Here is a 24,828-nt window from a genome sequence, read left to right on the forward strand (position 1 = left end):
GAAGAATAACTGCGCTCGGCTATACAGCGTTGCGCCTTGTGATCCGTCGGGATGTGGTGAATGCCGTTTCCCCTTGGGAACGGGTGCGACCTAGCCATCGCTCACAGCATTTTTAATAGCCTGTCAATGAACTGCCGATCAGTCTGCCCAGGTCACCGGTGTCACACTGAGTGAGCGGTAAAAAAAGGCGAAGCCGGCTGGCTTCGCCTCATTTTACCGCTACGACTTAGTGCTTGTGCGGTACCGGTGTGAGCAACACTTCCGGTGGCATTTCGCAGTTGATCTTGCGCCCCAGCAGTTGTTCGATCGGTGGCAGGGCGTAGGCGTCGTTTTCGCTGGCGAAGCTGATCGAGGTGCCACTGGCGCCAGCGCGACCGGTACGACCGATGCGGTGCACGTAGTCGTCCGGTACTTCCGGCAGGGTGTAGTTGATCACGTGGCTGATGGCTTCGACGTGAATCCCGCGGCCGGCCACGTCGGTGGCGACCATTACCCGAATCTTGCCTTCGCGGAAGCCTTCGAGGGTCTTGATCCGCTTGTGCTGCGGCACGTCGCCAGACATTTGCGCGGCGCTGATGCCGTCACGGGTCAGGCGTTCTTCGATGCGCCGCACTTCGTCCTTGCGGTTGGCGAAGACCATCACGCGGATCCAGTCGTTCTGCGCGATCAGGTTGTACAGCAGCTTGTACTTGTCGCTGGAGGCGACCATGTAGACATGCTGCTCGACGGTATCGCTGGCGACGTTCTCCGACTCGATTTCGACGATGGCGGGCTCAGTGGTCCACTGCTTGGCCAGGTTCATCACGTCTTCGGTGAAGGTCGCCGAGAACAGCAGGGTCTGGCGCTCGTTCTTCGGCGGGGTCTGGCGGATGATCTGCCGCACCTGGGGGATAAAGCCCATGTCGAGCATGCGATCGGCCTCATCGAGCACCATCACCTCGACCATGTCCAGGTGCACTTCGCCGCGCTGGTTGAAGTCGAGCAAGCGACCCGGCGTGGCTACCAGAATGTCGCAATGGCGCGACTCGAGCAGCTTCAGCTGTTTGTCGAAGTCCATGCCGCCGACGAAGCTCATCACGTTGAGCCCGGTGTATTTGGTCAGGTCTGCGGCATCTTTGGCAATCTGCACCACCAGCTCGCGGGTTGGCGCGATGATCAGGGCGCGCGGTTCACCCATGTAGCGTTCTTTCGGCGGCGGGGTCTGCAGCAGTTGGGTGATGATCGAGACCAGGAAGGCGGCGGTCTTGCCGGTACCGGTCTGGGCGCGGCCAATGGCATCCTGGCCTCTGAGGGTGAAGCCAAGCACCTGAGCCTGGATCGGCGTGCAGTAGGGGAATCCCAGGTCGTGGATCGCATGCATCAGCTCGGGGGAGAGCTTGAAGTCATGGAAGCGGGTCTTGCCTTCGGCCGGTTCGACTGCGAAATCTTCCAGTTTCCAGGTGTCCACCGGCTTGGCTGCAGGCTGGCGCCGGGGTTTTTCGGCCTTGACGGCTGGTTGTTCTGGGTTGACCGGCACCGCAGATGCGCTGCCGCTATCGCTGGCCGTATGGTGAGTCTTGGCCGTGCGCTTGGGTTGCTCGTGGTGGGTGTCGCCGCTGTGCGGCGTGGTTGGCGACGCAGGCGTGCTGGTTGGGCTGGGCTGCTCGCCCTCGGCTTTGCCGAACATTTTCTTGAGTGCTTTGAGCACGGTCATCTCATCAATTGGTTAAGGAGTGAACGGTTGCCAGTGTAAAGCAAGAAGCTGGCGCGGCGAAGTGCCGTGGCTGGGCTTATCCACGGCCGCCTGATCCGGGGTGTTCAGTCTCGCGGCAGGCTGGCGAGCAGCAGGCGCTGAACGTTGCCACCCATGATCGCGGCAATCTCGCTGCGGCTGAAACCGGCCTCGAGCAGCGCCTCGGTCAATTGGCCCAAGCCGGTGACATCGAAAGGGGTGTGGACCGTGCCGTTGAAGTCCGAGCCCAGAGCGACGTGGTCGACTCCAACTTTGTCGGCGGTGTAGCGGATGGCCTTGACGATGGCCGCGGCCGAGGTGGCGCACACGGCCGTATCCCAGTAACCGATGCCGATCACTCCGCCAGTGGCGGCGATGCCTTGCAGGTGTTTGTCGCTGAGGTTGCGCGGGCCCGGGCAGGTACCTTCGACGCCGGTATGGGAGACCAGCAGCGGGCGCGTGGCCATGGCCAGCACGTCGTCGATCAGCGGCCGCGAGGCATGGGCCAGGTCGATCAGCATGGATTTTTCTTGCAGGCGTTCGATCACCTGGCGGCCGAACGGGGTCAGGCCGCCCTTCGCCAAGCCGTGGGCCGAGCCACCGACTTCGTTGTCGAAGAAGTGGGTCAGGCCGGTGATGCGAAAACCGGCGTCATACAGGCGGTCGAGGTTGCTCAGCTGGCCTTCGAGTGGGTGCAGGCCCTCGGTCGAGAGCAGGGCCGCAACGCGTTGTGGGTCTTGCTGCCAGGCCTGAAGAAAGGCGGCCAAGTCGCCCCCTGTTCTGATCAGTACTAGCCTGCCGTCGCTGTTGGCGGCAGCCAGGCGCAGCTTTTCGGCTTGATACAGGGCACGTTGCAGCAGGCTGTCCCAGGTCGCGCGCGGCCAGCGCTGGGCCATCGCCAGCAGGGTGATGTTGTCGCTGTCGGCGCCATTGCGCTGGGTGTTCATGCCGCGCGGGGTCTTGGTTACGGTGGAAAACACCTGCAAGCCGACCTGCGCTTCGAGCATGCGCGGCAGGTCCGAGTGGCCGTAGTCGTGGCGTTCAAGCAGGTCACGCTGCCAGAGCAGTACATCGTCATGCAGGTCGGCGATAAACAGCTTGTCATGCACCTGTAGGGCGGTTGCGCTGGCGGGATAGGGCGCGGGCGCCTCGACGCTGTTCATGCGCCGATCGAGCAGGTTGGGCACGCTGAAGAAAATTCCCGCAGCGGTCAGCGCAAGCAGCGGCAGGGCAAGCAGTAACGTGCGTGTACGCATGGGTTGAGGTATCCGGCGGTCGTCAGGCAACGACTCTAGCAGAGGCAGTTACGGCCTTGTTGCTTGGCTTTGTAGAGTGCGCTGTCGGTCCGGGCAATCAGGCTCGGCAGGCTGCCTTTCGGGTCCATCTGTGCCAGGCCTATGGACACCGTGACGCCAGGCTCCAGGGCGCCGGCGCGAAATGCCTTGAGCACTTGGTTGACGCTGCTGGTTGCGACATTATTGAACAGTCGCAGTTGGCGGGCTTCCTGCAAAGCAGCTTCCTAGTCTGGTTAAGCCCAGGCGCAATCCGCGAGGCTCGTCCCGGATTACCCTGGCGCTCATGGGGTTAGTCAGTCGCTGCAGTGCAGCTGGATGGGCACCGCGAACCCTGCCAGGCGCGTGTTCACGGCCTGCTCCAGTTGGCTGTCGCGGCGCGGTAGATGGATATGGGCGAGCTGACCGAGGTGCTCGTCGCTGAGTACCTCGACGCGGATAGCGCTATCCAGTTCGGCCATTGCCGCCTGATAGACACGCCGAATGGCATCGAAGCGCAGGGTCGGTTTAAAGGTTTTGCCAACCGCAGTGACCGGGATGGCGTCGATGATCCAGGCGTCCTTGGGCACGGCGGCGCGTTCGGGGATATGCGCGGCGGCATGAGCCAGCAATTGCGCTTCGCTGGCCTGGCTGCCGGGCTTGAGCTGGACATAGACCACTGGCAGTTCGCCGGCCTTCTCGTCGGGCTTGCCGACTGCGGCGGCCAAGGCCACGGCAGGGTGGCTGTGCAGGGCCTCCTCGATCATCTGCGGGTCGATGTTGTGACCGCCGCGGATGATCAGATCCTTGCTGCGCCCGGTCAGCCAGATGTAGCCGTCGGCGTCGATGCGCCCCAAGTCGCCGCTGTTGAACCAGTTGCCGTCGACCCAGATGCCGAGGTTCTTGCTGGCTTGCAGGTAGCCCTTGAACACCGTGGCGCCACGGATGCACAGGTTGCCGATTTCATTTGCTGCGGCATCGCGCAGATAGCGGCCCTGTTCGTCGAGCAGCTTGATGCTCACCTCGCAGTAGGGCATGCGCAAACCGATCGAACCGGGACGACGTTCGCCGGCTGGCGGATTGGCGCAGGTGCCGCACGTGCCTTCGGTGAGGCCATAGCCTTCGATCAGGGTCAGGCCGGTCTTGGCCTCGAACTGGCGGATCAGCTCCACCGGCATGGGCGCGGCGCCGCACAGGGCATATTTCAGCGAACTGAGGTCGTGGCCCTCGCTGGGCACCTGCAGCAGGCCGGCATAGATGGTCGGCACGCCGCTGAAGAAGCTGACCTTGTGGCGCTCGATGATGCTCCAGAAATTCTCGATCAGTGCGCTGTTGCGATAGCCCTGCGGGGTGGCCAGCAGGACTTCGGCACCACCGCCGAAGGCCGTCAGGCCGGTGACGATGACGCCATTGACGTGGAACAGTGGCAGGCCGCAGAGGGTCACGTCGCCTGGCGCGAAGCGGGTCACCAGATTCATGCTGTAGGCCATGGCCACTTCGTTGGCGTGGCTGTGCGGGGCCAGCTTGGGCGTGCCGGTGGTGCCGCCGGTGTGGAAATAACTGGCGATGTCATCGGGGTGGAACTGGCGGCCGCTCTCCAGCTGGTCGGCCGGGCAGGCGCCGATCAGTTCGTCGAAGTCGAGCACGCCGTCCGGCAGCGGTCCGCGTTGCGCCTTGAGCGCACTGCGCTGCGGCTCGGGCAGCAGGTTGGCCATGTCCACGCAGATCACTGCCTTGAGGCCGGGGAGCTGGCCACGTAGCGACTCGACCTTGGCCCACAGGTCGGTGCCGGGGAAGGGCGCCAGGGTCACCAGAAACTCGGAGTCGGAGGCCCGAATCAGCTCGGCGATATGCTCGGGGTCGAGCAGCGGATTGATCGCGTTGACGATGCCGGCTGCTTCGCCGCCCCAGATGGTGAAGTGGGTCTGCGGCAGGTTGGGCAGCAGGAACGACACCGCCTTGCCCGGACGCAGGCCGAGACGGTGAAAGGCGTTAGCGGTTTGGGTGATCTTGCCCAGCAGTTCCTGGTAATTAAGCCGATAGGCCGGCTCGTCGGCAGTGCCCTGAAGGATAAAGGACAGTGCCGGTGCCTGCGGTTGCGCCTGGGCCGTGCGCTGGATCAGCTGGTAAGTGCTGGGCGGCAGATTGCGTTCGGCCAGTGGGGTGGCTTCGATCTGCTCGATATCGGCTAAACCGCGAATGGTGGGTTGGTTGGTCATTGATTGTTCTCGGCTCGTGGCATTGGCGTGCTGAGCTGCTGCGCCAGCCAGTCGGCGATGTCGCGGATCTCTTCCGGCAGCACCTCATGGGCCATCGGATAATCGCGCCACTGCACGGCGACGCCACAGGCGGTCAGTTGGTCATGAGCTGTGCGGCCCATGGCGGGCTGCACAACATCGTCGAATCGGCCATGCAAGCAGAGTACCGGTAGTTGTTTTTGTGTGTCCGCCAGTTGCATTTCGTCACTGAAGGTTGGCGCATAGGTCGACAGCGCGATGACCCCGCCGAGCGGCCATTGCCAGCGCAGGAAGGCCGTATGCAGCACCACGGCGCCGCCCTGGGAGAACCCGACGAGAAAGATCCGCGCAGGGTCGATACCGCTGTCGCGCTGCGCTTCGATCAACGTAATCACCTGCTGGGCAGAGGCTTCCAGTTGGTCGCGGTTGATTGCCCGTGCCGGGCTCATGGCCAGGATGTCGTACCAACTGGGCATGGCCATGCCACCATTGATGGTCACCGGCTGGGTTGGTGCCTGCGGCATGACAAAGCGCGTACTGCGCAGTTGTTCTTGCAGGGCCTCGGCCACCGGCAGAAAGTCATAGCGATCAGCCCCCAGGCCGTGCAACCAAATGACGCAGGCGTCGGCGGCGAGTGTGGGCTGAAGAATCAACGGGTCGCTCATGGGTAGCTCCAGAGTGGTGCAGTGCGCATCTTTTAGTGCACCTGAAATTTCAGTGAGTGGCTATTCTGTGAATAAGATGTCGCAAGGTTACAAGTTTTGCTCTTGACCTGTCCGTATCGTACTAAGAGCGAAGTTTTGGTACGGGCTTTGCTGTAACTAACCGGGATTGATGCTGTCGCCCGGGACGGTAACACTGCTACTAAACCGGGTACGGAACAGACGGGAAGCCATTTGATGGGGGTTTCCACAAGACTCGTCAAACGCTGCATGTTTGACGATAAGCGAATCGCTCTCCGTCTCTAGCCCATTCGACCAATGGGCGAGCGAGCGTTTTTTATGGCCGATGAAACAATCGGCTACTAGACTCTCGCTGAGGTCTGATCCCCGGTTGATCGCGTTGCTGCCGACACGATCGACGTGCCCCATAAGGGTACGGATGTAGGGCCGAGACTCCAAACACAACAAAAGCAACTGGAGGTTTTAATGAAGATGGTGAAATCCACCCTGGCTATTCTGACTACCGCAACCGTTCTAGGCATCAGCGGCTTCGTGCATGCTGGCGCCACCCTGGACGCGGTACAGAAGAAAGGTTTCGTTCAGTGCGGTATCAGCGATGGTCTGCCTGGCTTCTCCTATGCCGATGAAAAAGGCAATTATTTCGGCCTCGACGTCGATGTATGCCGCGCAGTGGCAGCTGCCCTGTTTGGTGATGCGACCAAGGTCAAATTCAGCCCGTTGACTGCCAAGGAGCGCTTCACCGCGCTGCAATCCGGCGAAATCGATGTGCTGTCGCGTAACACCACCTGGACCAGCTCGCGCGACGCCGGTCTGGGCTTGAACTTCGCCGGCGTCAATTATTACGACGGTCAGGGCTTCTTGGTTAACAAGAAACTCGGCGTTACCAGCGCCAAGGAACTCGACGGCGCTACCGTGTGCATCCAGGCCGGTACCACCACCGAGCTGAACCTCTCCGACTACTTCCGCTCGAACGGCCTGAAGTACACCCCAATCACTTACGACACCTCCGACGAGAGCGCTACCTCGCTGGAAGCCGGCCGTTGCGACGTGCTGACTTCCGACCAGTCGCAGCTCTATGCTCAGCGCATCAAGCTGTCTGCGCCGCTGGAATATGTGGTACTGCCGGAAGTGATCTCGAAAGAGCCGCTGGGCCCGGTTGTACGTCAGGGTGATGACGAGTGGTTCAACATCGTGCGTTGGAGCCTGTTCGCCATGGTCAACGCCGAAGAGCTGGGTCTCACCTCGGCTAACGTCGAAGATCTGGCTAAATCCACCAAGAACCCGGATGTCGCCCGACTGCTGGGTGCCGAGGGTGAGTTCGGCAAGGACCTGAAACTGCCGAAAGACTGGGCGGTACAGATCGTCAAGCAAGTGGGCAACTACGGCGAGAGCTTCGACCGCAACGTCGGCGCCGGCAGTGACCTGAAGATCGAACGCGGCCTTAACGCCCTGTGGAACAAAGGTGGTCTGCAATACGCACCGCCGGTGCGCTGATCGTCTTTGCCGGAACCCTGTCCTGGGGTTTCGGCATGTTCTAGATGACGTGAACCCCATGCCCGCCAACATGGGCATGGGGGTTCCTAGAGGGCTTCTATGCAAACTCCTGAGCATGCCTCGCGCCCAAGTGGTTCGGTTTGGACCGACCCCAAGTTGCGTGCCTGGCTATTCCAAATTCTTGCCGTTATCGTCGTCGTGGCGCTCGGCTGGTATCTGTTCGACAACACCCAGACCAACCTGGAGAAACGCGGGATCACCTCCGGTTTCGCCTTTCTCGATAACAGTGCCGGCTTCGGCATTGCCCAGCACCTGATCGATTACAGCGAGAGCGATTCCTACGGACGGGTTTTCTTCGTCGGTCTGCTCAATACCCTGCTGGTGTCAGTGATCGGTATCATCGGTGCGACTATTCTTGGCTTCATTATCGGCGTGGCGCGGTTGTCGCCCAACTGGTTGATGAGCAAACTGGCCACCGTCTATATCGAGACGTTCCGCAATATTCCACCATTGCTGCAAATCTTCTTCTGGTACTTCGCGGTGATGCTCTCGCTTCCCGGGCCGAGGCAGAGCCTGGATATTGGCCAGACGTTCTTCCTCAATAGCCGCGGCCTGTATATGCCGTCACCCAGCGGCACCGACAGCTTCATGCCCTTTTTCGGCGCCGTAGTGGTGGCGGTCATCGGTATCGTGCTGTTGTCGCGTTGGTCGAAGGCGCGGTTCGAGGCGACCGGTAAGTACTTTCCCGTGTCGCTGGGGGCTGTGCCTTTACTGCTGGGGCTGCCCGCGCTGGCCGTGCTGCTGACGGGTAATCCGCTGCAATGGACTACCCCGGAGCTGAGCGGTTTCAACTTCCGCGGTGGCTGGGTGATGATCCCCGAGCTGATGGCGCTGACCCTGGCACTGACTATCTATACCGCGGCCTTTATCGCCGAGACCGTGCGTGCCGGGATTCTTTCGGTCAGCCATGGTCAGACCGAAGCTGCGCGCTCCCTAGGCTTGCCCGCCGGCAAGACCCTGCGTCTGGTGATCATCCCGCAAGCACTGCGAGTAATCATTCCGCCATTGACCAGCCAATACCTCAACCTGGCGAAGAACTCTTCGCTGGCGGCCGGTATCGGCTATCCGGACATGGTCTCGCTGTTCGCCGGCACAGTGCTCAATCAGACTGGCCAGGCCATCGAGGTGGTCGCCATCACCATGAGCGTCTACCTGGCCATCAGTATCAGCATTTCCATGCTGATGAACTGGTACAACAAGCGCATTGCGCTGATCGAGCGGTAAGGAGCAGCCCATGCAAACCCATACGTTCAAACCCGATCTACCACCACCGCTGCTCAGCGTTGGTGTGCTCGGTTGGCTGCGCGCCAACCTGTTCTCCAGCTGGTTCAATACCCTGTTAACCCTGTTTTCCGCTTACCTGGTCTGGTTGATTATTCCGCCGATGATCCAGTGGGCTTTAATCGATGCCAACTGGGTAGGCACCACCCGTTCAGATTGCACCGGTGAAGGTGCCTGCTGGGTGTTCATCCAGCAGCGGTTCGGCCAATTCATGTATGGCTTCTATCCGACCGAGTTGCGCTGGCGTGTCGACCTGACGCTATGGATGGCGGTGATTGGTGCGTCGCCTCTGTTCATTCCGCAGATGCCACGCAAGGCGCTGTACGGCTTGGCTTTCCTGGTGGTGTACCCATTGCTGGCCTACTGGCTGCTGCATGGTGGTTACTTCGGTCTGAGCACGGTATCTACCACCCGTTGGGGTGGCCTGATGCTGACGCTGGTGATTGCCTCTGTCGGCATCGCTGGCGCCTTGCCGCTGGGCATCCTGCTGGCGCTTGGCCGGCGTTCGGATATGCCGGCGATCCGGGTGATCTGCGTGACCTTCATCGAGTTCTGGCGCGGTGTGCCGTTGATCACCGTGTTGTTCATGTCTTCGGTGATGCTGCCGCTGTTTCTCCCGGAAGGGATGAACTTCGACAAGCTGATGCGGGCACTGATCGGGGTGATCCTGTTCCAGTCGGCTTATGTAGCCGAAGTGGTGCGTGGCGGCTTGCAAGCCATCCCCAAAGGCCAGTACGAGGCGGCTGCGGCCATGGGCCTGGGCTACTGGCGGGTGATGGGCCTGGTGATTCTGCCGCAGGCGTTGAAACTGGTGATTCCAGGTATCGTCAACACCTTTATCGCCTTGTTCAAGGACACCAGTCTGGTGATCATCATCGGCCTGTTCGACCTGCTCAACAGTATCAAACAAGCCACCACCGACCCGGTCTGGCTGGGTATGGCCACAGAAGGCTATGTGTTCGCCGCCCTGGTTTTCTGGATTTTCTGTTTTGGTATGTCCCGTTACTCCATGCACCTGGAGCGCAAGCTCGAGACTGGCCATAAGCGTTAGGAGCCCTTTCAATGTCTGTAGCAAACAAACAAACCAGCGCTGAAGCGATGATCCTGATGGAAGGCGTGCACAAGTGGTACGGCGAGTTCCATGTGCTCAAGGACATCAATCTGAGTGTCAAACCGGGTGAACGTATCGTCCTTTGCGGTCCATCCGGCTCCGGCAAGTCGACGGCCATTCGCTGTATCAATCGCCTGGAAGAGCACCAGCAAGGGCGTATCGTGGTCGATGGCACCGAACTGACCCATGACCTCAAGCACATCGAGATGGTTCGGCGCGAAGTGGGCATGGTGTTCCAGCACTTCAACCTGTTCCCGCATCTGACCGTGCTGCAGAACTGCACGCTGGCGCCGATGTGGGTGCGCAAGATGTCCAAGCGTCAGGCCGAAGAGGTTGCCATGCACTTCCTCGAGCGTGTGCGGATTCCCGAGCAGGCCAATAAATTTCCGGGACAACTCTCCGGTGGTCAGCAGCAGCGGGTAGCCATCGCTCGTGCGCTGTGCATGAAGCCGAAAATCATGTTGTTCGATGAGCCGACCTCGGCACTCGATCCAGAAATGGTCAAGGAGGTTCTGGACACCATGGTCGGTCTGGCCGAAGACGGCATGACCATGCTCTGCGTAACCCACGAGATGGGCTTTGCCCGCACCGTGGCGAACCGCGTGCTGTTCCTCGACAAGGGCGAGGTTGTCGAAGAGGCCGACCCCGAAACCTTCTTCAACAGCCCGCAGAACGAGCGTACCAAGTTGTTCCTCAGCCAGATTCTGCACTGAGAACCCGCTGCAATGAAAAAAGGAGCCTTCGGGCTCCTTTTTTCATTCAGTGTGTCAGGCATCACGCGCCCGACATCGTTACAGCCGTGGGTAATCGATATAGCCAACCGGCCCGGAACCATAAAAGGTTGCCGGCTGCGGTTCGTTTAATTCGGCGTCCTCGGCGAGGCGGGCGGGCAGGTCCGGGTTGGCGATAAAGGGGATGCCAAAAGCCACGGCATCGGCCTTGCCGCTTTCCAGCCAGGCGTTGGCCTGCGCCTTGGTGAAGCGCTCGTTGGCGATGAACACACCCCCGAAGGCTTGCTTGAGACTCGAAGCCAGGCTGTCATCGCCTTCCTTCTCGCGGGCACAGATAAAGGCGATACCGCGCTTGCCCAGTTCGCGGGCAATGTAGGTGAAGGTCTCGGCGCGCTGGCTGTCGCCCATGTCGTGGCTGTCTGCGCGCGGCGCCAGGTGCATGCCGACCCGGCCGGCGCCCCACACCGAAATCACCGCATCGGTGACTTCCAGCATCAGTCGCGCGCGGTTTTCCAGGGAGCCGCCGTAGCGGTCGCTGCGCTGGTTGGTGCTGTCCTGGAGGAACTGGTCGAGCAGGTAGCCGTTGGCGCCGTGGATTTCCACACCGTCAAACCCGGCGGCCTTGGCGTTCTCCGCACCCTGGCGATAAGCCTCGACGATATCGGCGATTTCCTCGGTCTCCAGGGCGCGCGGGGTGACGTATTCAGTGAGCGGACGCACCAGGCTGACATGGCCGGCCGGGGCGATGGCGCTGGGCGCAACCGGGGCGGCGCCATTCAGGTAACTGGGGTGGGAGATGCGCCCGACATGCCACAGCTGCAGGACGATCTTGCCGCCATTGGCATGCACGGCCTTGGTGATAGTGCTCCAGCCGCGGACCTGCGCATCGGACCAGATGCCGGGGGTGTCCGGGTAGCCAACGCCCATCGGCGTGACCGCAGTGGCCTCGCTGATGATCAGGCCAGCGGAGGCGCGCTGCACGTAGTACTCGGCCATCAGCGCGTTGGGCACGCGCCCGACGTCGGCGCGAGTGCGGGTCAGCGGCGCCATGATGATGCGGTTGGCGAGTTCCAGCTCGCCGATCTTGATCGGGTCGAAAAGCGTAGGCATTGAGTATTCCTCGGTCGGGGGGAGCAGAAATGTAGGAGTGGTTAGAGCTCTTGGCTGATATGCCGCAGGAACGCCTGGATGGTCTCTTCGTTGCGTTTGAAGAAGTGCCACTGGCCGACCTTCTTGCTGGTCACCAGGCCGGCCCGTTGCAGGGTCGCCAGATGGGCCGATACCGTCGATTGCGACAGCCCGGTGCGTTGGTCGATCTTGCCGGCACACACGCCGTTCTCCAGCGGGTGGTCCTGATCGGCGAAGTACGCCTGTGGGTCCTTCAGCCAGTGCAGGATGTCGCGGCGCACCGGGTGGGCCAGGGCTTTGATCACTTCATCGATGTCGATGGGCATGTGTGCAGTTTCCAGGGTTGCTGTAGCGCCAAATCGCGATGGGACAAACTGTATATCGGTGCGCGGCGATACACAGATCGTTTACGCCGATAGTGCTCATTGCCCGCACTGATGTGTAAGCTCTGTGCTATGAACTACCTCGCTCATCTGCATCTTGGCGGCGACGCGCCGGCGCAACTGCTCGGCAGCCTGTATGGCGATTTCGTCAAAGGCCGGCTGGTCGGGGAGTGGCCCGCGGATATCGAAGCCGCGATCGTTCTGCACCGGCGCATCGATGCCTTTACCGACAGCCATGCACTGCTGGCCCAGGCCCGGGCGCGCTTTCCCGCCGAGCGGCGACGCTATGCCGGAATCCTCCTGGACCTGTTCTTCGACCACTGCCTGGCGCTGAATTGGCCGGATTACGCCGACGAGCCGCTGGCGCAATTCACCGGGCGGGTGTATCGGATCTTGGCCGAGGAGCCGATTTTGCCCGAGCGCCTGGCCCTGATTGCGCCGCGCATGGCGGCCCAGGACTGGCTTGGCAGCTACCGCGATTTCGCCGTGCTGGAGCAGGTGATTGCCGGTATGGGCCGGCGGCTGTCACGGCCCGGTGTGCTGGATGGCAGCCTGCTCGAGCTGGAGCGTCTGTATGTGCCGCTGAGTGAGGACTTTCGCGCCTTCTACCCCGAGTTGCTCGAGTTCGTGGGTACACAGTTGACGGCGGCAGGCAGATAGCCTTCCGCCGAGGTAGGAGCGGCTGCAGGCGCGAAGCTTTTGCTGTGCATCGCAACATTCGCAGCTGCAGCGGAACCTCGTCCGGGCGCTCCCGTTTAGCGCCCCCATCAGCCTACTGGCGCTTCAATGCCTGGGGATGCAGGCGAAAACGGCGGATCACGGCTTTCTCCAGCTCCGCCACGCTGAACAGCAGCAAACCGGCCAGCAGCACCCGCAACCATTCAGCGGCAGTCAGGCCGATGGAGCCGAATACTCGCTGCAGGGGCGGTGCATAGGTGAACAGCAGTTGCAGCAGCAGACACACGGCGATGGCCAACAGCACCTTGGGATTGCCCAGCAACCCCTGACGATTGAGCACCGAGTCGAAGATATGCCGGCTGTTCAGCAGGTAGAACATCTCGCACATCACCACGGTGTTCACCGCCATGGTCCGGGCACCTTCCAGGCTGTTCCCGTGCTGCATTTCCCAGAGAAACAAGCCGAGGGCGCCGGCCATCATCAGTAGTGACACCATCAGCACACGCCAGACGAAAAAGCCCGAGAGCAGCGGTTCGCCTGGCGGGCGCGGCGGGCGCGTCATCAGTCCTTGTTCGGACGGTTCGAAGGCCAGTGCCAGGGCCAGGGTGATGGAGGTGACCATGTTGATCCACAGCACCTGGGCCGGGGTCAGCGGCAGGGTCAACTGGAACAGGATCGCGGCGATCACGATCAAGGCTTCGCCGCCGTTGGTCGGCAGGACGAACAGGATGAATTTCTTCAGGTTGTCGTAGATCGAGCGGCCTTCGCGCACGGCATTGGCGATGGTGGCGAAGTTGTCGTCGGTGAGTACCACTGCCGCGGCTTCCTTGGCCGCCTCGGTGCCCTTGTGGCCCATGGCCACGCCGACATCCGCACGCTTCAGTGCTGGCGCATCATTGACCCCGTCTCCGGTCATTGCCACCACTTCGCCGTTGGCTTGCATGGCCTGCACCAAGCGCAGCTTGTGTTCCGGGCTGGCGCGGGCGAACACCTCGATGCTGGGCAGTAGTTCGCGCAGGCTGCGCTCGTCGAGCAGCTCGATTTCAGCGCCGGTCAGGGCCGGGCGGTCAATGCCGATGCCCAGTTGTGCACCGATGGCGCGAGCGGTTTCGACGTGGTCGCCGGTGATCATCTTCACCGAGATGCCGGCGCGCCGACACTCGGCCACTGCGGCGATCGCCTCTGCGCGCGGCGGGTCGATGATGCCGAACAGGGCCAGCAGGGTGAAGCCCTGCTCGACATCGGCAAAACTCAGGCTGCGTTGCTCGGCGTCGGCCGGGCGGCTGGCAATGGCCAGCAGGCGCAGGCCGTGGGCGGCCAGGTCGGTGGTCTGGCGCCGCCAGAAATCCGGCTCGAGCGGCTGGTCGCCGTCGGCCGTGCGTTGTTTGCTGCATATTTCCAGCAGCCGCTCGGGTGCGCCTTTCAGGTAGATCACGCCATGGCCGCTGTGGTCATGGTGCAGGGTGGCCATGAAGCGGTGTTCCGACTCGAAGGGAATGGCGTCGCTACGTGGCAGTTCTGCCTGCAGGGTCAGAGGGTCCAGGCCGCATTTCAAGGCCAGGGTGGCGAGCGCGCCCTCGGTGGGATCGCCATGCAGCAGCCAGTTGCCGGCGGCGTCTTCCTCAAGGCGGGCATCGTTGCATAACAGGGCTGCGCGGCCGATGTCGAGCAGGGCCTGATCGGTTGCCAGGGGCTGGCCATCGAGATGAAATCCGCCCTCGGGGGCGTAGCCGACACCGCTCACATCGACGATCCGCTGGGCGCTGACCAGGCGCTGCACGGTCATCTCGTTGCGGGTCAGGGTGCCGGTCTTGTCCGAGCAGATTACTGTGACCGAACCAAGGGTTTCCACCGCCGGCAGGCGCCGTACGATGGCATTGTGGCGGGCCATGCGTTGCACGCCGAGGGCGAGAATAACCGTCATGATTGCCGGCAGCCCTTCTGGAATCGCGGCGACGGTGAGCGCCACTACCATCATGAACATCTCGGCCGGATCCTGGCCGCGCCATAGCGTGCCGAGGGCGAAGGTGCCGATGGCGAAGACCAGTAGGGCCACGGTTAACCAACGGCTGAAACCGTCGATCTGCCGCAGTAATGGCGTGGATACCGTCTGCACCTGTTGCAGCATGCTGCCGATGCGCCCCAGTTCGGTGGCGCTGGCGGTGGCGACCACCAGACCGAGGGCCTGGCCGCTGCTCACCAGGGTGCCCGAGTAGGCCATGCAGCGGCGGTCGCCGAGCACCGCGTCGGCTTTGTTGCGGGCGATGGATTTCTCCACTGGCACCGATTCGCCGGTCAGCGCGGCTTCCTCGACGTTGAAGTTTTTTACCCTGAGCAGGCGCAGGTCGGCCGGTACCTTGTCCCCGGAAACCAGGCTGACGATATCCCCCAGCACCAGTTGTTCGGCGGGTATTTCCCGGCGTTCGCCAGCGCGCACGACCATGGCATGCAGCGACAGCATGTCGCGAATGGCGTCCAGGGCGTGCTCCGCCTTGCCCTCCTGGATGAAGCCGATCAGCGCATTGATCAGCACCACTGAGAGAATCACCGCGGTGTCTACCCAGTGGCCGAGCAGGGCGGTGACCGCGGACGCCGCGATCATCATGTACAGCAACAGGTTGTGAAATTGCAGCAACAGGCGTAGCAGCGCGCCGCGCCGTTTGGGCGGTGGCAGGCGATTGGCCCCGTAGCGTTGCAAGCGTTGCGCCGCCTCACCCTCGGCGAGGCCGCTTTGGCTACTGTGCAGGGCGTCCAGGGCCTGCTGCGCGTCGAGGGTGTGCCAGGCCGTTTCGGCGTGGACAGGTGGCGGTGTGTCCATTCGGGCATCTCCATACGTGTGGAGGCACAGTAGCCTTATTCGCCGAATGTGGTCTGATCTGGATCAAAACCATAGGCCATGCTTGCGGTGAATAACCGCACCCGCATGGGTTGGTGAAGTCAGCGAGATGATCAAGCTACTGGTGGTAAGCGCCCTTTCCCCGCGTTAGGCACAGACCGTTCAGCGTGCCGCCGAGTGGCTAGGGAAACAGGGGCGGCGGCTGGGCCTTGAGCCAAGTAGTCGAGGACGCGGCCGAGGACTTCGTCGCCCACGTGACCTTGCTCAATGCGCCAACGCAACAACTGGCGAACAGACCCGTAGTCGGTCGCAGGGCGTTATTCACGCGGCCTGAGCTGGCGCCTCGCTGTCTGCCGCCAGGGCGCTGGCCACGGCGGCGTGGGCACGGCGTGCCAGCTGGTTGCGATTCAGCGTGGCGCTGGCAATCGGTTGCAGCAGGCGAATCTGCACGTCGATCGGGTCACTGGCGAGCAGGCGCAACAGGTGCGAGAGCATGTCGTCGTCACCGATAAAGGGCGTGGTCATGCAGGGCTGGCCGTCGCGCAGGTAGCGGATGGCGACCGGTTGCAGCGCCACCCCGGTATCGATGGCGCTGCTCAGCAGGCGGCCGTGGAAGGTACGCAGGACCTGGCCGTCGGTGGTGGTGCCTTCCGGGAAGATCAGCAACGGCCGGCCTTGTCCCAGATGATGACCGAGTTGTTGGTTGAGCAGATTGCTGTCGCCCGCGCCGCGCCGGATGAACAGGGTGCCGGCCTGGTGTGCCAGCCAGCCGGCCAGCGGCCAGGAACGCACCTCGGCCTTGGACAGGAACGACAGCGGCGCGAGCATGCCGAGCAGCGGGATATCGGTCCAGGAGATATGGTTGCTGACCCACAGCATCGGTTCCTGCGGCAGTTCGCCGTGCACGCTCAGGCGGAACGGCAGGGCATTGCTCATGCGCGCAAAGAACCAGCGGCTCATGCGCTGGCGCAGGCCCATCAGCTCATGCCCGAGCAAACGCTCCAGCAGACTCAGCATCCCGGCCAGCGGGGTGACCAGGCCGATGATGGCGAGCAGGCGCAGCATTCGCAGGTACAGGCGCAGCTTGTTCATCGGGTACTCCAGACAGGGCGGACGACATCGCCCAGCCCTGTCTACACAGACCCGGGCGCTCCTGCAAGTCATGCCGGTTCAGACCGCTGCCTTGAAGTGGCGGGCGTAGCGTGGACAGAGTTCGTCGCGCTTGAGCAGGATGAACACGTCGGCCACCTGAAAGTCAGGATCCCAGCACGGTTCGCCGCAGATTTTTGCGCCCAGGCGCATGTAGGCCTTGAGCAGCGGTGGCATCTCGGCGATGACGTTGCTCGGCACCTCCAGGGCCGGCAGCGGCGTCTTCGGCTCGGCCCGCAGGTGTTCGGTGCACAGGTAGCGTTCGCGCAGACGCTGCATGATCGCCTGGGCCTGGATGCCGCCGTCCTGCATGGAGATGCTGGCGCAGCCCATCAGGTAGCGGTAATCGCCCTGGTTGAGGACTTCGGCCAGTTCGCCCCAGAGCACGGCGATGGTAGCGCCGTTGCGGTAGGCGCTATCGACGCAGGTGCGGCCGATTTCCAGCACCGGGCCTTGCAGGTGCGGCAGGCCGTGCAGGCTGAACTCCTCTTCACTGTAGAACCGGCCCAAGCCGGCGGCGGCCTGATGATCGAGCAGACGGGTGGTGGCTACCAGCAGGCCACTGTTCAGATCACGCACACCGATGTGCTGGCAGTGAATGTCGTAGTCATCCATGTCCAGACCGAGTTCGGCACCCTTGAGCTTGGCATCGAACTCGGCGCTGAACACGCGAAAGCGCAGGGCCTGGGCTTCACGCAGAGCCGCGGGGCCGACTAGACGCTCGGCCTGCAAGCGACGTGCTGGGATGGTGCGGTCGCGGGTGATTGCCATCTGGGTCATGCCGTCATCTCCGTTGGCCGGCTTTTTGTCTTGCAGCCGGTCGATCTTGTTGGGCAAGCTCAGGCTAGGTAGCGGCGGTGTCACCCCTGTGAAGTTTTGGTGATGCTTGTGTGACAGCCGCTGCGACCCCCACTCGGTTGAGGAACTGCGTATGCCCTGGCAAAACCTGTTGCAAACCCATCAACGCCTGCCGGCCGCCAGCAGCCTGGAGGCCTGGTATGCCGCGCTGTTGACGCGGCTTGGCAGGCCATCGCCATTCGAGCTGGCCTTGCTCGGCGGGCGTTTGGCGGCGACGCCGGGGCTGGCCTTCCTCGCCGGTTATCAAGGCGCCCTGCGGATGCTCTGGCCGTCCGCACCCTGGTCGCTGGGCGCGCTCTGTGTCACCGAGAATAAAAGCGTGCGCCCGGCGGATATGCAGACCCGACTAAGCGACCTGCTGCTGCAGGGCCGCAAGGATTTCGTCACGGCAGGCGATGCCGCCGACTGGCTGCTGGTCGCCGCCCGCGAAGAGCCGCCGGCGCAACCGGTGCGCTTGGCCCTGGGCGTGGTGCGTAATGGCGATCCCGGGGTGCGCGTCGAGGTGCTGCCGAGCTTGCCCCTGATGCCCGATATCGGTCACGCCCGCCTGCATCTGGATGGCGCCCACTGCGAGCGCCTGGCCGGCGATGGTTGGGACGACTACGTGAAGCCGTTTCGCAGCATCGAGGATCTGCACGTGCTGACCGCCGTGGGCGCCTGGCTGTATGGCGTGGGGCAGGACTCGAACTGGCCGCAGGCAGTGCAGTTGCGCCTGCTCGGCCTGCTCGCCGGCTGCGCCGAAGTTGGCCGGCAAGGCCCGGCGCAACCCGCCACGCACCTGCTGCTGGCCGGGTTGTTCGCCCAGTTCGCCGCACTGGACGCCGAGTTGCACGCGGCCTTCGCCGCCGGGCCGGCGGATTGGGCGGCCTTGTGGCAACGCGACCGCAGCCTGCTGGCGCTTGCCGCCTCCGCGCGCGGCAAGCGCCTGGCTAAAGCCCAGGCCGCCTTGGGCCTGGCTTCGTAGGGGGGCGATCGGATACGACCAGCAGGCGGCGCGGCTGCAAGCCTGCGCTGTACTGCTGCGCACGCTCGCCAGGCGAAATTCAATGCCTGGGCGTAGGGCGCCGGCTGCTCAGAAATGCAGCGAATAGTTCGTCGGGGACGCTTGCGGTCGCACGCTTTTTAGCGTCATCGACGGCATGCTAGGGTGCCGCGTGGTCATCCGCGGAGGCACTGCAATGCCCGTATCCCTGCTGCATCGGTTCGCTTTGATCCTCGCCATTACGAGCGGCGCCGGCCCCGTCCAGGCCGAAAGCTGGCCGGCTGTCGAGTGGGCGCGGGAAGTCGTGCCTGCGAGCCCGGCCATCGCCGCGCTGGAGGCCTATGCCTTTCCCGGCGCGACGCCGAAAAGCGCACGGGCGTGCGCACCGATGCCTTGCTGGTCATCCGCGATGGCCGGGTGGTTTACGAGCGCTACGCCGGGCCGACTCGAGCCGCTACGCCGCACTTGATCTGGTCGATGAGCAAGAGCCTGCTCGCCACCACCCTGGGCGTTGCCTACGGCCAGGGCCGCTTCACGCTCGATGCGCCGGTGGCGCAGTATTATCCGCCGTTCGCCCGGCATCCGGCGATCAAGGTCGGCCACCTGCTCAACTGGGCCTCGGGTCTGGACTGGCGCGAAGACTATGAGTACGCCCCGCTGACATCCTCGGTGGTGGCCATGCTCTATACCCGCGGCCGCGCGGACATGGCGGCCTTCACCGCCGCCCACGCAACCGCTGCCGCGCCGGGCACGCGCTTTCGTTATTCCAGCGGCGACAGCAACGTGCTGTCTGCCGCCCTCAAGGGCATGGTCGGTGCCGAGGCCTATGCGGACTATCCCTGGAGCGCGCTGTTCGAGCCGCTCGGCATCACCTCAGCGGTCTGGCAAACCGACCCCGCCGGCACCTTAGTCGCCTCGTCCTACGCCTACATGAGCGCCCGTGACCTGGCGCGGGTTGGCCTGCTGATGCAGCGCGGTGGCCGTTGGGGCGCGCAGCAGTTGCTGCCGCCGGCCTGGGTCGCATTCAACCGCACGCCGTTGGCCACTTACCAGGCGCATGCCGCCAATGCGGGGGACGCCGTGCCAGGCGGGCACTGGTGGTTGAACGCCGAGTTGCCAGGCGCGCCCAGACCCTGGGCGGATGCCCCGGCCGCGGCCTTCGCCGCTCTCGGCCTCTGGGGCCAGGGGCTGTATGTGTTGCCAGCGGAAAAATTGCTGATCGTGCGCTACGCCGATGATCGCGACGCCAGCTTCCAGCACAACCAGTTGCTCAAGCGGGTGACCGCCGCCTTTGCCCGCGGGGTGCAGCCATGATCCGTCGTCGTCCGTTGCGCACGCTGCTGCTGGTGATCGTCCTGCTGCTGGTGGGGCTCGGCTGGCAGAACCGTGCACACCTGCACGCCTTCCCCGACATCATCAGCGCCTATACGGCCAAGGAATATTGTTCCTGCCGCTATGTGATGAACAACCCCGCGGCCTACTGTGAAGGCTATGTGAGCCAGTATGTGCCGGTCAGCCAGTTGCTCGATGACGAGAGCCGCAAACGGGTCAGCACCAGTGGCCTGGGTCGCAGCCACAGCGCCGTCTGGCTCGGTCCGCGGCAGGGGTGTCAGTTGCTCCCCGCGGCGTCAATACCGTCACCGCCGTGAGTGACCAGATGCAGCGGGCTTTGCAAGGCCGCCACGGGCGACTATCGTGGCGACCTGAACGCTTAACCTACGGGGCCTTATGCGAATCCGCCTTACCTGCTCCTCGTTGCCGGCTGCGCACTGATGCCAGGAATGGTTTTCCCCTGGCGTAGCGGCAACCAATTTGCCTTGCTCAACGACGGCCCGACCTTCTTCCCGCGGATGATCGAGGCTATTGACGAGGCCCGCCAGCTGGTTGCATTGGAGCTGTATCTGGTGGCCAGTGGCGCCTGCATGGACGCCCTGTTGCAAGCCTTGTGCGCGGCAGCGCAGCGCGGCGTCGCGGTGCGTTGCCTGCTCGACGATTACGGTTCCCAGGCCCTGCACCAGGCCGACCGCCAGCGCCTGAGCGCGGCGGGCGTGCAACTGCGGCGCTACAATCCGCTGCGCTGGCGCCGCGGTATGCGTAATTTCTACCGTGACCACCGCAAGCTGTTGCTTGTCGATGGTCGGCTGGCCTTCATCGGCGGCACCGGCGCGACCGATCAATTCTGGATGCCGGGCGAGGCGGATAGCATCTGGCGCGAGGTCATGGTGGAGATCGGCGGGCCGCTGGTGACGGACTGGCAGGCATTATTCGACCGTCAGTGGCATGCCCTGCAGACCCGTTTTGCCTGGCGGCCAAGAGCGACGCCCGGCCTGAAACGCTTGCCGTTATCGCCGCCAGTGGGGCAGGGCCTGGGCCGGGTGGCCTACGCCGATGCCCGCCAGCATCGCGACATCCTGCAGTCGCTGGTGCGTGCGTTGCACGGCGCCAAGCAACGCATCTGGCTGGCCACGCCGTATTTTCTGCCGACCTGGAAAGTCCGCCGCGCCTTGCGCAAGGCGGCTGAGCGCGGGGTCGAGGTGCGTCTGCTGCTCAGCGGCCGCCACACCGACAACCCCCCGGTGCGCTTTGCCGGCCAGCGCTACTACCCGAAGCTGCTCAGGGCCGGGGTACAGATATTCGAATACCAGCCACGGTTTTTGCACCTGAAAATGGTGCTGGTGGACGACTGGGTCAGCGTCGGCTCGTGCAACTTCGATCACTGGAACCTGCGCTTCAATCTCGACGCCAACCTCGAAGCACTCGACCCGGAGCTGACCGCCGCCGTGGCCGCCAGCTTCCAGGCGGATTTCGCCGACAGCCTGGAGATCAGTCAGGAACTCTGGCACGCCCGGCCCTGGTGGCGGCGCCTGCAGGAACGCCTGTGGGGTTGGCTGGATCGGCTGGTGGTGAACCTGCTCGACCGCCGTCGCTAAGCCGCCTTTCGCCCGGATGCAGCAGCCCGACGTGCGGGCGTGTTTCCTGGCGATGTAGTTCTAGGCTATTACCTGCGCGCTGGATGCGGGGCGGATACTTGTTGCGTGCCCTCAACCCGTTACAGGAGAAAGCTCATGGCTGCGAAAAAGATTCTGATGCTGGTCGGCGACTACGTCGAAGACTACGAAGTGATGGTGCCGTTCCAGGCGCTGCAGATGGTAGGCCATACCGTGCATGCGGTCTGTCCGGGCAAGAGCGCCGGTCAATCGGTGCGCACCGCCATCCACGACTTCGAAGGCGACCAGACCTACAGTGAAAAGCCCGGGCACAACTTTGGCCTGAACTTCGACTTCAGCCAGGTCAAGGCTGGTGATTACGATGCCCTGCTGATTCCCGGCGGCCGCGCCCCGGAATACCTGCGCTTGAATGCCGAGGTACTGGCCCTGGTGCAGGCCTTCAATGCCGCCAACAAGCCCATCGCCGCAGTGTGCCATGGCGCCCAACTGCTGGCTGCCGCCGGTGTGCTCGACGGCCGTGAATGCAGTGCCTACCCGGCCTGCGGGCCGGAAGTGCAGCTGGCGGGTGGCCGCTATATGGAGATCGCCGTGGATCAGGCCCATGTCCAGGGTAACCTGGTCACCGCCCCGGCCTGGCCCGCGCATCCGGCCTGGCTGGCCGGTTTCCTCAAGCTGCTGGGCACCCAGATCAGCCTGTAGACTGCCAACCGGGCAGGCGCCTCTGCACTGGCGTCTGCCCGGCGCTATTACCCGTCCCCTGATCGAGGCAAGACGCCCTATGTGCGAGCTCTACGTCAAAGCCGACCCGATTCTCTACGAATCGCGCTCGCGCTCGCTGCGCATCCGCGGTGTGGTCACCACCCTGCGCCTGGAAAACCAGTTCTGGGACATCCTCGCCGAGATCGCCGCGGTCGATGGCATGACCACTAACCAGTTGATCAGCAAGCTCTACGACGAGGTCATGGACTACCGCGGCGAGGTGGTGAATTTCGCCTCCTTCCTGCGCGTCAGCTGCACGCGTTTTCTCAGCCAGCGGCCGAGCAATGTGCGCGAGCTGCTGCCCCGGCTACAGAAGTAGCGGGCGCCCGGGCGATCAAGGTGTGGCGTAACTATGGGGTTAGCGAGGAATACCGGCCTTACTGGAAGCTCGGCTACGACCTGATGCCCATGACCCCGCACTTGTTTGTCTGCGACATCGCCGCGCAACTGCAGCCTGTCAGGATGCAGAGCCCTGAACTGGCCAACGGCATGCGCCCGCGCTGGGTCAACCTGCACGAGGCCATTGGCCACAACCAGGCGGTGATGCAGCGCCAGGAAAGCAGCATGGGCCAGTCCATCCAGCGCGCAAGCTGCATGCTGAATAAGCTCGTGGCAGAGCGGCTGGGTGCAGGCTAACGCGATTTTCGCAACCACCCTAAATCGCTGCGATGCCCAATAATCGGTCAGCTACCCGCATCGTCCGGCAATTCACTGTGCCGGACCCGGCGCGATGCTTTGGCCTGTCGCCCCTGTCGAGCGGATACGGGGCGAGCCGGCAACAGCGCTCGGGCGCCGACTGGATTAAACTCGTTTACCAGGCAGCACAACTTCTGGGTAAACCCAGGCTGGTCAGCCGGGCTGGCGAATGAGGAGGGCAGGTGATGAGCGGCGAATTGCAAATCGAAGATATTCAAGTGGGCGAGGGCAAGGCAGTGGTCAAGGGAGCCTTGATCACCACCCAATACAACGGTTTTCTCGAAAACGGGAGCAAGTTCGATTCCTCCTACGATCGCGGCAAACCCTTCCAGTGCGTGATCGGCACCGGACGGGTGATCAAAGGCTGGGACCAAGGCCTGATGGGCATGAAAGTCGGCGGCAAACGCAAACTCTTCGTCCCGGCCTACCTCGGCTACGGCGAAAGAGAGTTCGGCCCCCATATCAAGCCCAACTCCAACCTGATCTTCGAGATCGAGCTGCTGGAAGTGCTCACGCGGGATGATTGATGGGCGCCTGCGCCGCTCCGTTCTGCCGGTGTGAGCAATCCCCGGCCTGGCGAGCTTCGCCCAGCCAGCCGGCGAAGACGCCAGCTATGCAGGATGGCGTTGAGCGCAGCGCTACCCATCACGGCTAACCGCCGCCCCAGAACCCATGCACAGAGCAATGCTTGCCGCGACGCGGTTAGAGGCGGCGAGCAAGTAAACGCCAGCCTGGCATGGATCGCGGCAAAGGGATGATGGACAGACTGACTGGGCTAGGCAGGCTTTGCTGTTGGGCGTTATGCCTGTCTGCTTGGGGCGCCTGGCGTTGCTTTTGACTGGCAGGGTTCGGCCAGAAGCCGCCGGCTAGATCGCAGAATGAGTCGGCCCCGTTTCGCCCCTACGCCGACAGCTGTCGGCGTTGCTTGAGCAGCAAGCGCGCGGCCCACACCAGCGCAGCGAACATGATGCCGATGCCCAATACGAAGCTGACTCGGGCGAATGTCTGGGCGCAATCCAGGGTGCCTGTCATGGCCAGCAGATTGCCCCAGTCATGCGACTCTTCCCCACCACCGCCCACCAGCGGCATTGCCCGGTAAGGCGCATCGGCAATATACGGGGCCAGGTCGACCAAGCTCTGCCCGCACCACCAGAGCGTCACGCTGGCCGCGTAGTTGTCCTGGTGAAAGAAGCTGAAGGCAACCAGCAGAATCAACGGCAGCAGCACCTGAAACAGGCTACCGCCGAGGATGGCCATGAATCGCCCCAGTGGCGAAAACAGCACATGGCCAAACTCATGGAACGGCAGATTGATGTTGTGCATGAACGAGCCGCCGATAATTGCCCAATCGATACCGTGCGCCATGAACCACAGCGCCCACAGTGACAACGCCACGGACAACAGGCCGCGGCCATACAAACTGGCTGTATCGACACGCCCCGGCAGCTGCATGAAGTGCTCGCGCACACCCATGCGCTGCGGCTCGCCGCTGGATAGGGCGCTCGTTTCCGCCGCTGCACTCTCGGCACGTGCCAACCACTTGTTGATCGCAATACCGCAACCGGGGCAGATATCACGGTGAATGGGCGCATCTTTGGCGGTGCGCAGGTAAGCGCATTTGGGGCATTCGCTCATGGCTTCACGGGTCTATTGGCTGGGTATTGTTTGTGTCTGCATGGTTGCGGTTTTTCTCGAGTCGATCAGCCCAGGGCGAAGGACTGCAAGTATCCAAGCACCAGACTGACCAAGGCTGCAAGTAGCTCGCATGGGCCGGGCGCCGGGAAAGACATTTCCCGAAGAAGGGCACGGACTCTGTCCCCGCATCTGCCGCG

General features: G+C 63.1%; 23 protein-coding genes and 1 pseudogene. 13 read left to right on the top strand and 11 right to left on the bottom strand.

Annotated elements, in window-relative coordinates; all coding sequences use genetic code 11:
* Nucleotides 1-226 precede the first annotated feature (226 nt).
* From rhlB to B2D37_RS00960, 5 genes are all read right to left on the bottom strand, one after another.
* Nucleotides 227-1,687 (bottom strand): ATP-dependent RNA helicase RhlB, encoded by a 1,461-nt coding sequence (rhlB, locus tag B2D37_RS00940; RefSeq protein WP_079204862.1) that lies wholly within the window; start codon nucleotides 1,685-1,687, stop codon nucleotides 227-229.
* Between the two features lie 110 nt (nucleotides 1,688-1,797).
* Nucleotides 1,798-2,967 (bottom strand): dipeptidase, encoded by a 1,170-nt coding sequence (locus B2D37_RS00945; RefSeq protein WP_079200960.1) that lies wholly within the window; start codon nucleotides 2,965-2,967, stop codon nucleotides 1,798-1,800.
* Between the two features lie 35 nt (nucleotides 2,968-3,002).
* Nucleotides 3,003-3,221 carry a diguanylate cyclase domain-containing protein gene (locus B2D37_RS00950; protein ID WP_079200961.1) on the bottom strand — a complete coding sequence of 73 codons (219 nt, stop codon included), beginning with the start codon at nucleotides 3,219-3,221 and terminating at the stop codon, nucleotides 3,003-3,005.
* 78 nt (nucleotides 3,222-3,299) lie between these two features.
* A complete protein-coding gene (locus B2D37_RS00955) occupies nucleotides 3,300-5,201 on the bottom strand; it encodes an acyl-CoA synthetase (protein WP_079200962.1) in 1,902 nt (633 codons plus the stop codon).
* The gene (locus B2D37_RS00960) at nucleotides 5,198-5,884 is read right to left on the bottom strand and encodes an alpha/beta hydrolase (RefSeq protein ID WP_079200963.1); all 687 of its coding nucleotides are present in this window, start codon (nucleotides 5,882-5,884) and stop codon (nucleotides 5,198-5,200) included. Before B2D37_RS00960 ends, B2D37_RS00955 begins: the two co-directional genes overlap by 4 nt.
* 483 nt (nucleotides 5,885-6,367) lie before the next feature.
* On the opposite strand from B2D37_RS00960, the gene B2D37_RS00965 reads away from it, so the two are divergent.
* The 4 genes from B2D37_RS00965 to B2D37_RS00980 all read left to right on the top strand — a co-directional run bounded on the left by B2D37_RS00965 (nucleotide 6,368) and on the right by B2D37_RS00980 (nucleotide 10,561).
* Nucleotides 6,368-7,396, top strand: a complete 1,029-nt coding sequence (locus B2D37_RS00965) for an amino acid ABC transporter substrate-binding protein (protein ID WP_079200964.1) — start codon at nucleotides 6,368-6,370, stop codon at nucleotides 7,394-7,396.
* Between the two features lie 99 nt (nucleotides 7,397-7,495).
* Nucleotides 7,496-8,680 carry an amino acid ABC transporter permease gene (locus tag B2D37_RS00970; RefSeq protein WP_079200965.1) on the top strand — a complete coding sequence of 395 codons (1,185 nt, stop codon included), beginning with the start codon at nucleotides 7,496-7,498 and terminating at the stop codon, nucleotides 8,678-8,680.
* A gap of 10 nt (nucleotides 8,681-8,690) precedes the next feature.
* Nucleotides 8,691-9,788 (top strand): amino acid ABC transporter permease, encoded by a 1,098-nt coding sequence (locus B2D37_RS00975; protein WP_079200966.1) that lies wholly within the window; start codon nucleotides 8,691-8,693, stop codon nucleotides 9,786-9,788.
* A gap of 11 nt (nucleotides 9,789-9,799) precedes the next feature.
* The gene (locus B2D37_RS00980; RefSeq protein WP_079200967.1) at nucleotides 9,800-10,561 is read left to right on the top strand and encodes an amino acid ABC transporter ATP-binding protein; all 762 of its coding nucleotides are present in this window, start codon (nucleotides 9,800-9,802) and stop codon (nucleotides 10,559-10,561) included.
* A 78-nt stretch (nucleotides 10,562-10,639) separates the two neighbouring features.
* Here the strand turns inward: B2D37_RS00980 and B2D37_RS00985 are convergent, their stop codons facing one another.
* On the bottom strand, nucleotides 10,640-11,689 hold the full coding sequence (locus B2D37_RS00985; RefSeq protein ID WP_079200968.1) for an alkene reductase: 1,050 nt from the start codon (nucleotides 11,687-11,689) through the stop codon (nucleotides 10,640-10,642).
* A 41-nt stretch (nucleotides 11,690-11,730) separates the two neighbouring features.
* A complete protein-coding gene (locus tag B2D37_RS00990; protein ID WP_079200969.1) occupies nucleotides 11,731-12,033 on the bottom strand; it encodes a helix-turn-helix transcriptional regulator in 303 nt (100 codons plus the stop codon).
* A 129-nt stretch (nucleotides 12,034-12,162) separates the two neighbouring features.
* Between B2D37_RS00990 and B2D37_RS00995 the strand changes: the two genes are divergently transcribed.
* Nucleotides 12,163-12,750, top strand: coding sequence for an ACP phosphodiesterase (locus tag B2D37_RS00995; protein WP_079200970.1), 588 nt, complete (start codon nucleotides 12,163-12,165; stop codon nucleotides 12,748-12,750).
* A gap of 112 nt (nucleotides 12,751-12,862) precedes the next feature.
* Here B2D37_RS00995 and B2D37_RS01000 read toward each other — a convergent pair whose 3' ends face one another.
* The 3 genes from B2D37_RS01000 to olsB all read right to left on the bottom strand — a co-directional run bounded on the left by B2D37_RS01000 (nucleotide 12,863) and on the right by olsB (nucleotide 17,533).
* Nucleotides 12,863-15,586: a cation-transporting P-type ATPase gene (locus B2D37_RS01000; protein ID WP_079200971.1), complete on the bottom strand. Its 2,724-nt coding sequence runs from the start codon at nucleotides 15,584-15,586 to the stop codon at nucleotides 12,863-12,865.
* A 339-nt stretch (nucleotides 15,587-15,925) separates the two neighbouring features.
* Nucleotides 15,926-16,696 (bottom strand): 1-acyl-sn-glycerol-3-phosphate acyltransferase, encoded by a 771-nt coding sequence (locus B2D37_RS01005; RefSeq protein ID WP_079200972.1) that lies wholly within the window; start codon nucleotides 16,694-16,696, stop codon nucleotides 15,926-15,928.
* 78 nt (nucleotides 16,697-16,774) lie between these two features.
* Nucleotides 16,775-17,533, bottom strand: coding sequence for an L-ornithine N(alpha)-acyltransferase (gene olsB, locus B2D37_RS01010; RefSeq protein ID WP_079204863.1), 759 nt, complete (start codon nucleotides 17,531-17,533; stop codon nucleotides 16,775-16,777).
* Nucleotides 17,534-17,684: 151 nt separating this feature from the next.
* Between olsB and B2D37_RS01015 the strand changes: the two genes are divergently transcribed.
* The 8 genes and pseudogenes from B2D37_RS01015 to B2D37_RS01050 all read left to right on the top strand — a co-directional run bounded on the left by B2D37_RS01015 (nucleotide 17,685) and on the right by B2D37_RS01050 (nucleotide 23,523).
* Nucleotides 17,685-18,575 carry an acyl-CoA dehydrogenase gene (locus B2D37_RS01015; RefSeq protein ID WP_079200973.1) on the top strand — a complete coding sequence of 297 codons (891 nt, stop codon included), beginning with the start codon at nucleotides 17,685-17,687 and terminating at the stop codon, nucleotides 18,573-18,575.
* A 214-nt stretch (nucleotides 18,576-18,789) separates the two neighbouring features.
* Nucleotides 18,790-19,907, top strand: a pseudogene (locus tag B2D37_RS01020) (serine hydrolase domain-containing protein).
* Complete coding sequence (locus tag B2D37_RS01025) at nucleotides 19,904-20,242, top strand: amidase (RefSeq protein ID WP_079200974.1); 339 nt, start codon at nucleotides 19,904-19,906, stop codon at nucleotides 20,240-20,242. Before B2D37_RS01020 ends, B2D37_RS01025 begins: the two are co-directional and overlap by 4 nt.
* Before the next feature lie 123 nt (nucleotides 20,243-20,365).
* Nucleotides 20,366-21,523, top strand: a complete 1,158-nt coding sequence (locus B2D37_RS01030; RefSeq protein ID WP_079200975.1) for a phosphatidylserine/phosphatidylglycerophosphate/cardiolipin synthase family protein — start codon at nucleotides 20,366-20,368, stop codon at nucleotides 21,521-21,523.
* Nucleotides 21,524-21,658: 135 nt separating this feature from the next.
* Nucleotides 21,659-22,240 (top strand): DJ-1/PfpI family protein, encoded by a 582-nt coding sequence (locus tag B2D37_RS01035; protein ID WP_079200976.1) that lies wholly within the window; start codon nucleotides 21,659-21,661, stop codon nucleotides 22,238-22,240.
* Nucleotides 22,241-22,319: 79 nt separating this feature from the next.
* A complete protein-coding gene (locus tag B2D37_RS01040) occupies nucleotides 22,320-22,619 on the top strand; it encodes a ribbon-helix-helix domain-containing protein (RefSeq protein WP_079200977.1) in 300 nt (99 codons plus the stop codon).
* Between the two features lie 20 nt (nucleotides 22,620-22,639).
* Nucleotides 22,640-22,936 (top strand): hypothetical protein, encoded by a 297-nt coding sequence (locus B2D37_RS01045; RefSeq protein ID WP_177345169.1) that lies wholly within the window; start codon nucleotides 22,640-22,642, stop codon nucleotides 22,934-22,936.
* Between the two features lie 245 nt (nucleotides 22,937-23,181).
* Complete coding sequence (locus tag B2D37_RS01050) at nucleotides 23,182-23,523, top strand: FKBP-type peptidyl-prolyl cis-trans isomerase (RefSeq protein ID WP_079200979.1); 342 nt, start codon at nucleotides 23,182-23,184, stop codon at nucleotides 23,521-23,523.
* 373 nt (nucleotides 23,524-23,896) lie between these two features.
* On the opposite strand, the gene B2D37_RS01055 is transcribed toward B2D37_RS01050, so the two are convergent.
* Nucleotides 23,897-24,631 carry a hypothetical protein gene (locus tag B2D37_RS01055; RefSeq protein ID WP_079200980.1) on the bottom strand — a complete coding sequence of 245 codons (735 nt, stop codon included), beginning with the start codon at nucleotides 24,629-24,631 and terminating at the stop codon, nucleotides 23,897-23,899.
* Nucleotides 24,632-24,828 lie beyond the last annotated feature (197 nt).

It is taken from the genome of Pseudomonas sp. CC6-YY-74 (assembly GCF_002025205.1).
Classification (GTDB): Bacteria; Pseudomonadota; Gammaproteobacteria; order Pseudomonadales; family Pseudomonadaceae; genus Aquipseudomonas; species Aquipseudomonas paeninsulae.

Excerpts from the sequence above, each read along its gene's own strand:
- B2D37_RS00960 (WP_079200963.1), bottom strand. The coding sequence starts at position 5,884 with ATGAGCGACCCGTTGATTCTTCAGCCCACACTCGCCGCCGACGCCTGC.
- B2D37_RS00985 (WP_079200968.1), bottom strand. The coding sequence starts at position 11,689 with ATGCCTACGCTTTTCGACCCGATCAAGATCGGCGAGCTGGAACTCGCC.
- B2D37_RS01055 (WP_079200980.1), bottom strand. The coding sequence starts at position 24,631 with ATGAGCGAATGCCCCAAATGCGCTTACCTGCGCACCGCCAAAGATGCG.
- olsB (WP_079204863.1), bottom strand. The coding sequence starts at position 17,533 with ATGACCCAGATGGCAATCACCCGCGACCGCACCATCCCAGCACGTCGC.
- B2D37_RS00990 (WP_079200969.1), bottom strand. The coding sequence starts at position 12,033 with ATGCCCATCGACATCGATGAAGTGATCAAAGCCCTGGCCCACCCGGTG.
- B2D37_RS01025 (WP_079200974.1), top strand. The coding sequence starts at position 19,904 with ATGATCCGTCGTCGTCCGTTGCGCACGCTGCTGCTGGTGATCGTCCTG.
- B2D37_RS01030 (WP_079200975.1), top strand. The coding sequence starts at position 20,366 with ATGCCAGGAATGGTTTTCCCCTGGCGTAGCGGCAACCAATTTGCCTTG.
- B2D37_RS01050 (WP_079200979.1), top strand. The coding sequence starts at position 23,182 with ATGAGCGGCGAATTGCAAATCGAAGATATTCAAGTGGGCGAGGGCAAG.
- B2D37_RS00955 (WP_079200962.1), bottom strand. The coding sequence starts at position 5,201 with ATGACCAACCAACCCACCATTCGCGGTTTAGCCGATATCGAGCAGATC.
- B2D37_RS01000 (WP_079200971.1), bottom strand. The coding sequence starts at position 15,586 with ATGGACACACCGCCACCTGTCCACGCCGAAACGGCCTGGCACACCCTC.
- B2D37_RS01005 (WP_079200972.1), bottom strand. The coding sequence starts at position 16,696 with ATGAACAAGCTGCGCCTGTACCTGCGAATGCTGCGCCTGCTCGCCATC.
- B2D37_RS01035 (WP_079200976.1), top strand. The coding sequence starts at position 21,659 with ATGGCTGCGAAAAAGATTCTGATGCTGGTCGGCGACTACGTCGAAGAC.
- B2D37_RS00970 (WP_079200965.1), top strand. The coding sequence starts at position 7,496 with ATGCAAACTCCTGAGCATGCCTCGCGCCCAAGTGGTTCGGTTTGGACC.
- B2D37_RS00945 (WP_079200960.1), bottom strand. The coding sequence starts at position 2,967 with ATGCGTACACGCACGTTACTGCTTGCCCTGCCGCTGCTTGCGCTGACC.
- B2D37_RS00980 (WP_079200967.1), top strand. The coding sequence starts at position 9,800 with ATGTCTGTAGCAAACAAACAAACCAGCGCTGAAGCGATGATCCTGATG.
- B2D37_RS01040 (WP_079200977.1), top strand. The coding sequence starts at position 22,320 with ATGTGCGAGCTCTACGTCAAAGCCGACCCGATTCTCTACGAATCGCGC.
- B2D37_RS01015 (WP_079200973.1), top strand. The coding sequence starts at position 17,685 with ATGCCCTGGCAAAACCTGTTGCAAACCCATCAACGCCTGCCGGCCGCC.
- B2D37_RS00975 (WP_079200966.1), top strand. The coding sequence starts at position 8,691 with ATGCAAACCCATACGTTCAAACCCGATCTACCACCACCGCTGCTCAGC.
- B2D37_RS00965 (WP_079200964.1), top strand. The coding sequence starts at position 6,368 with ATGAAGATGGTGAAATCCACCCTGGCTATTCTGACTACCGCAACCGTT.
- B2D37_RS00995 (WP_079200970.1), top strand. The coding sequence starts at position 12,163 with ATGAACTACCTCGCTCATCTGCATCTTGGCGGCGACGCGCCGGCGCAA.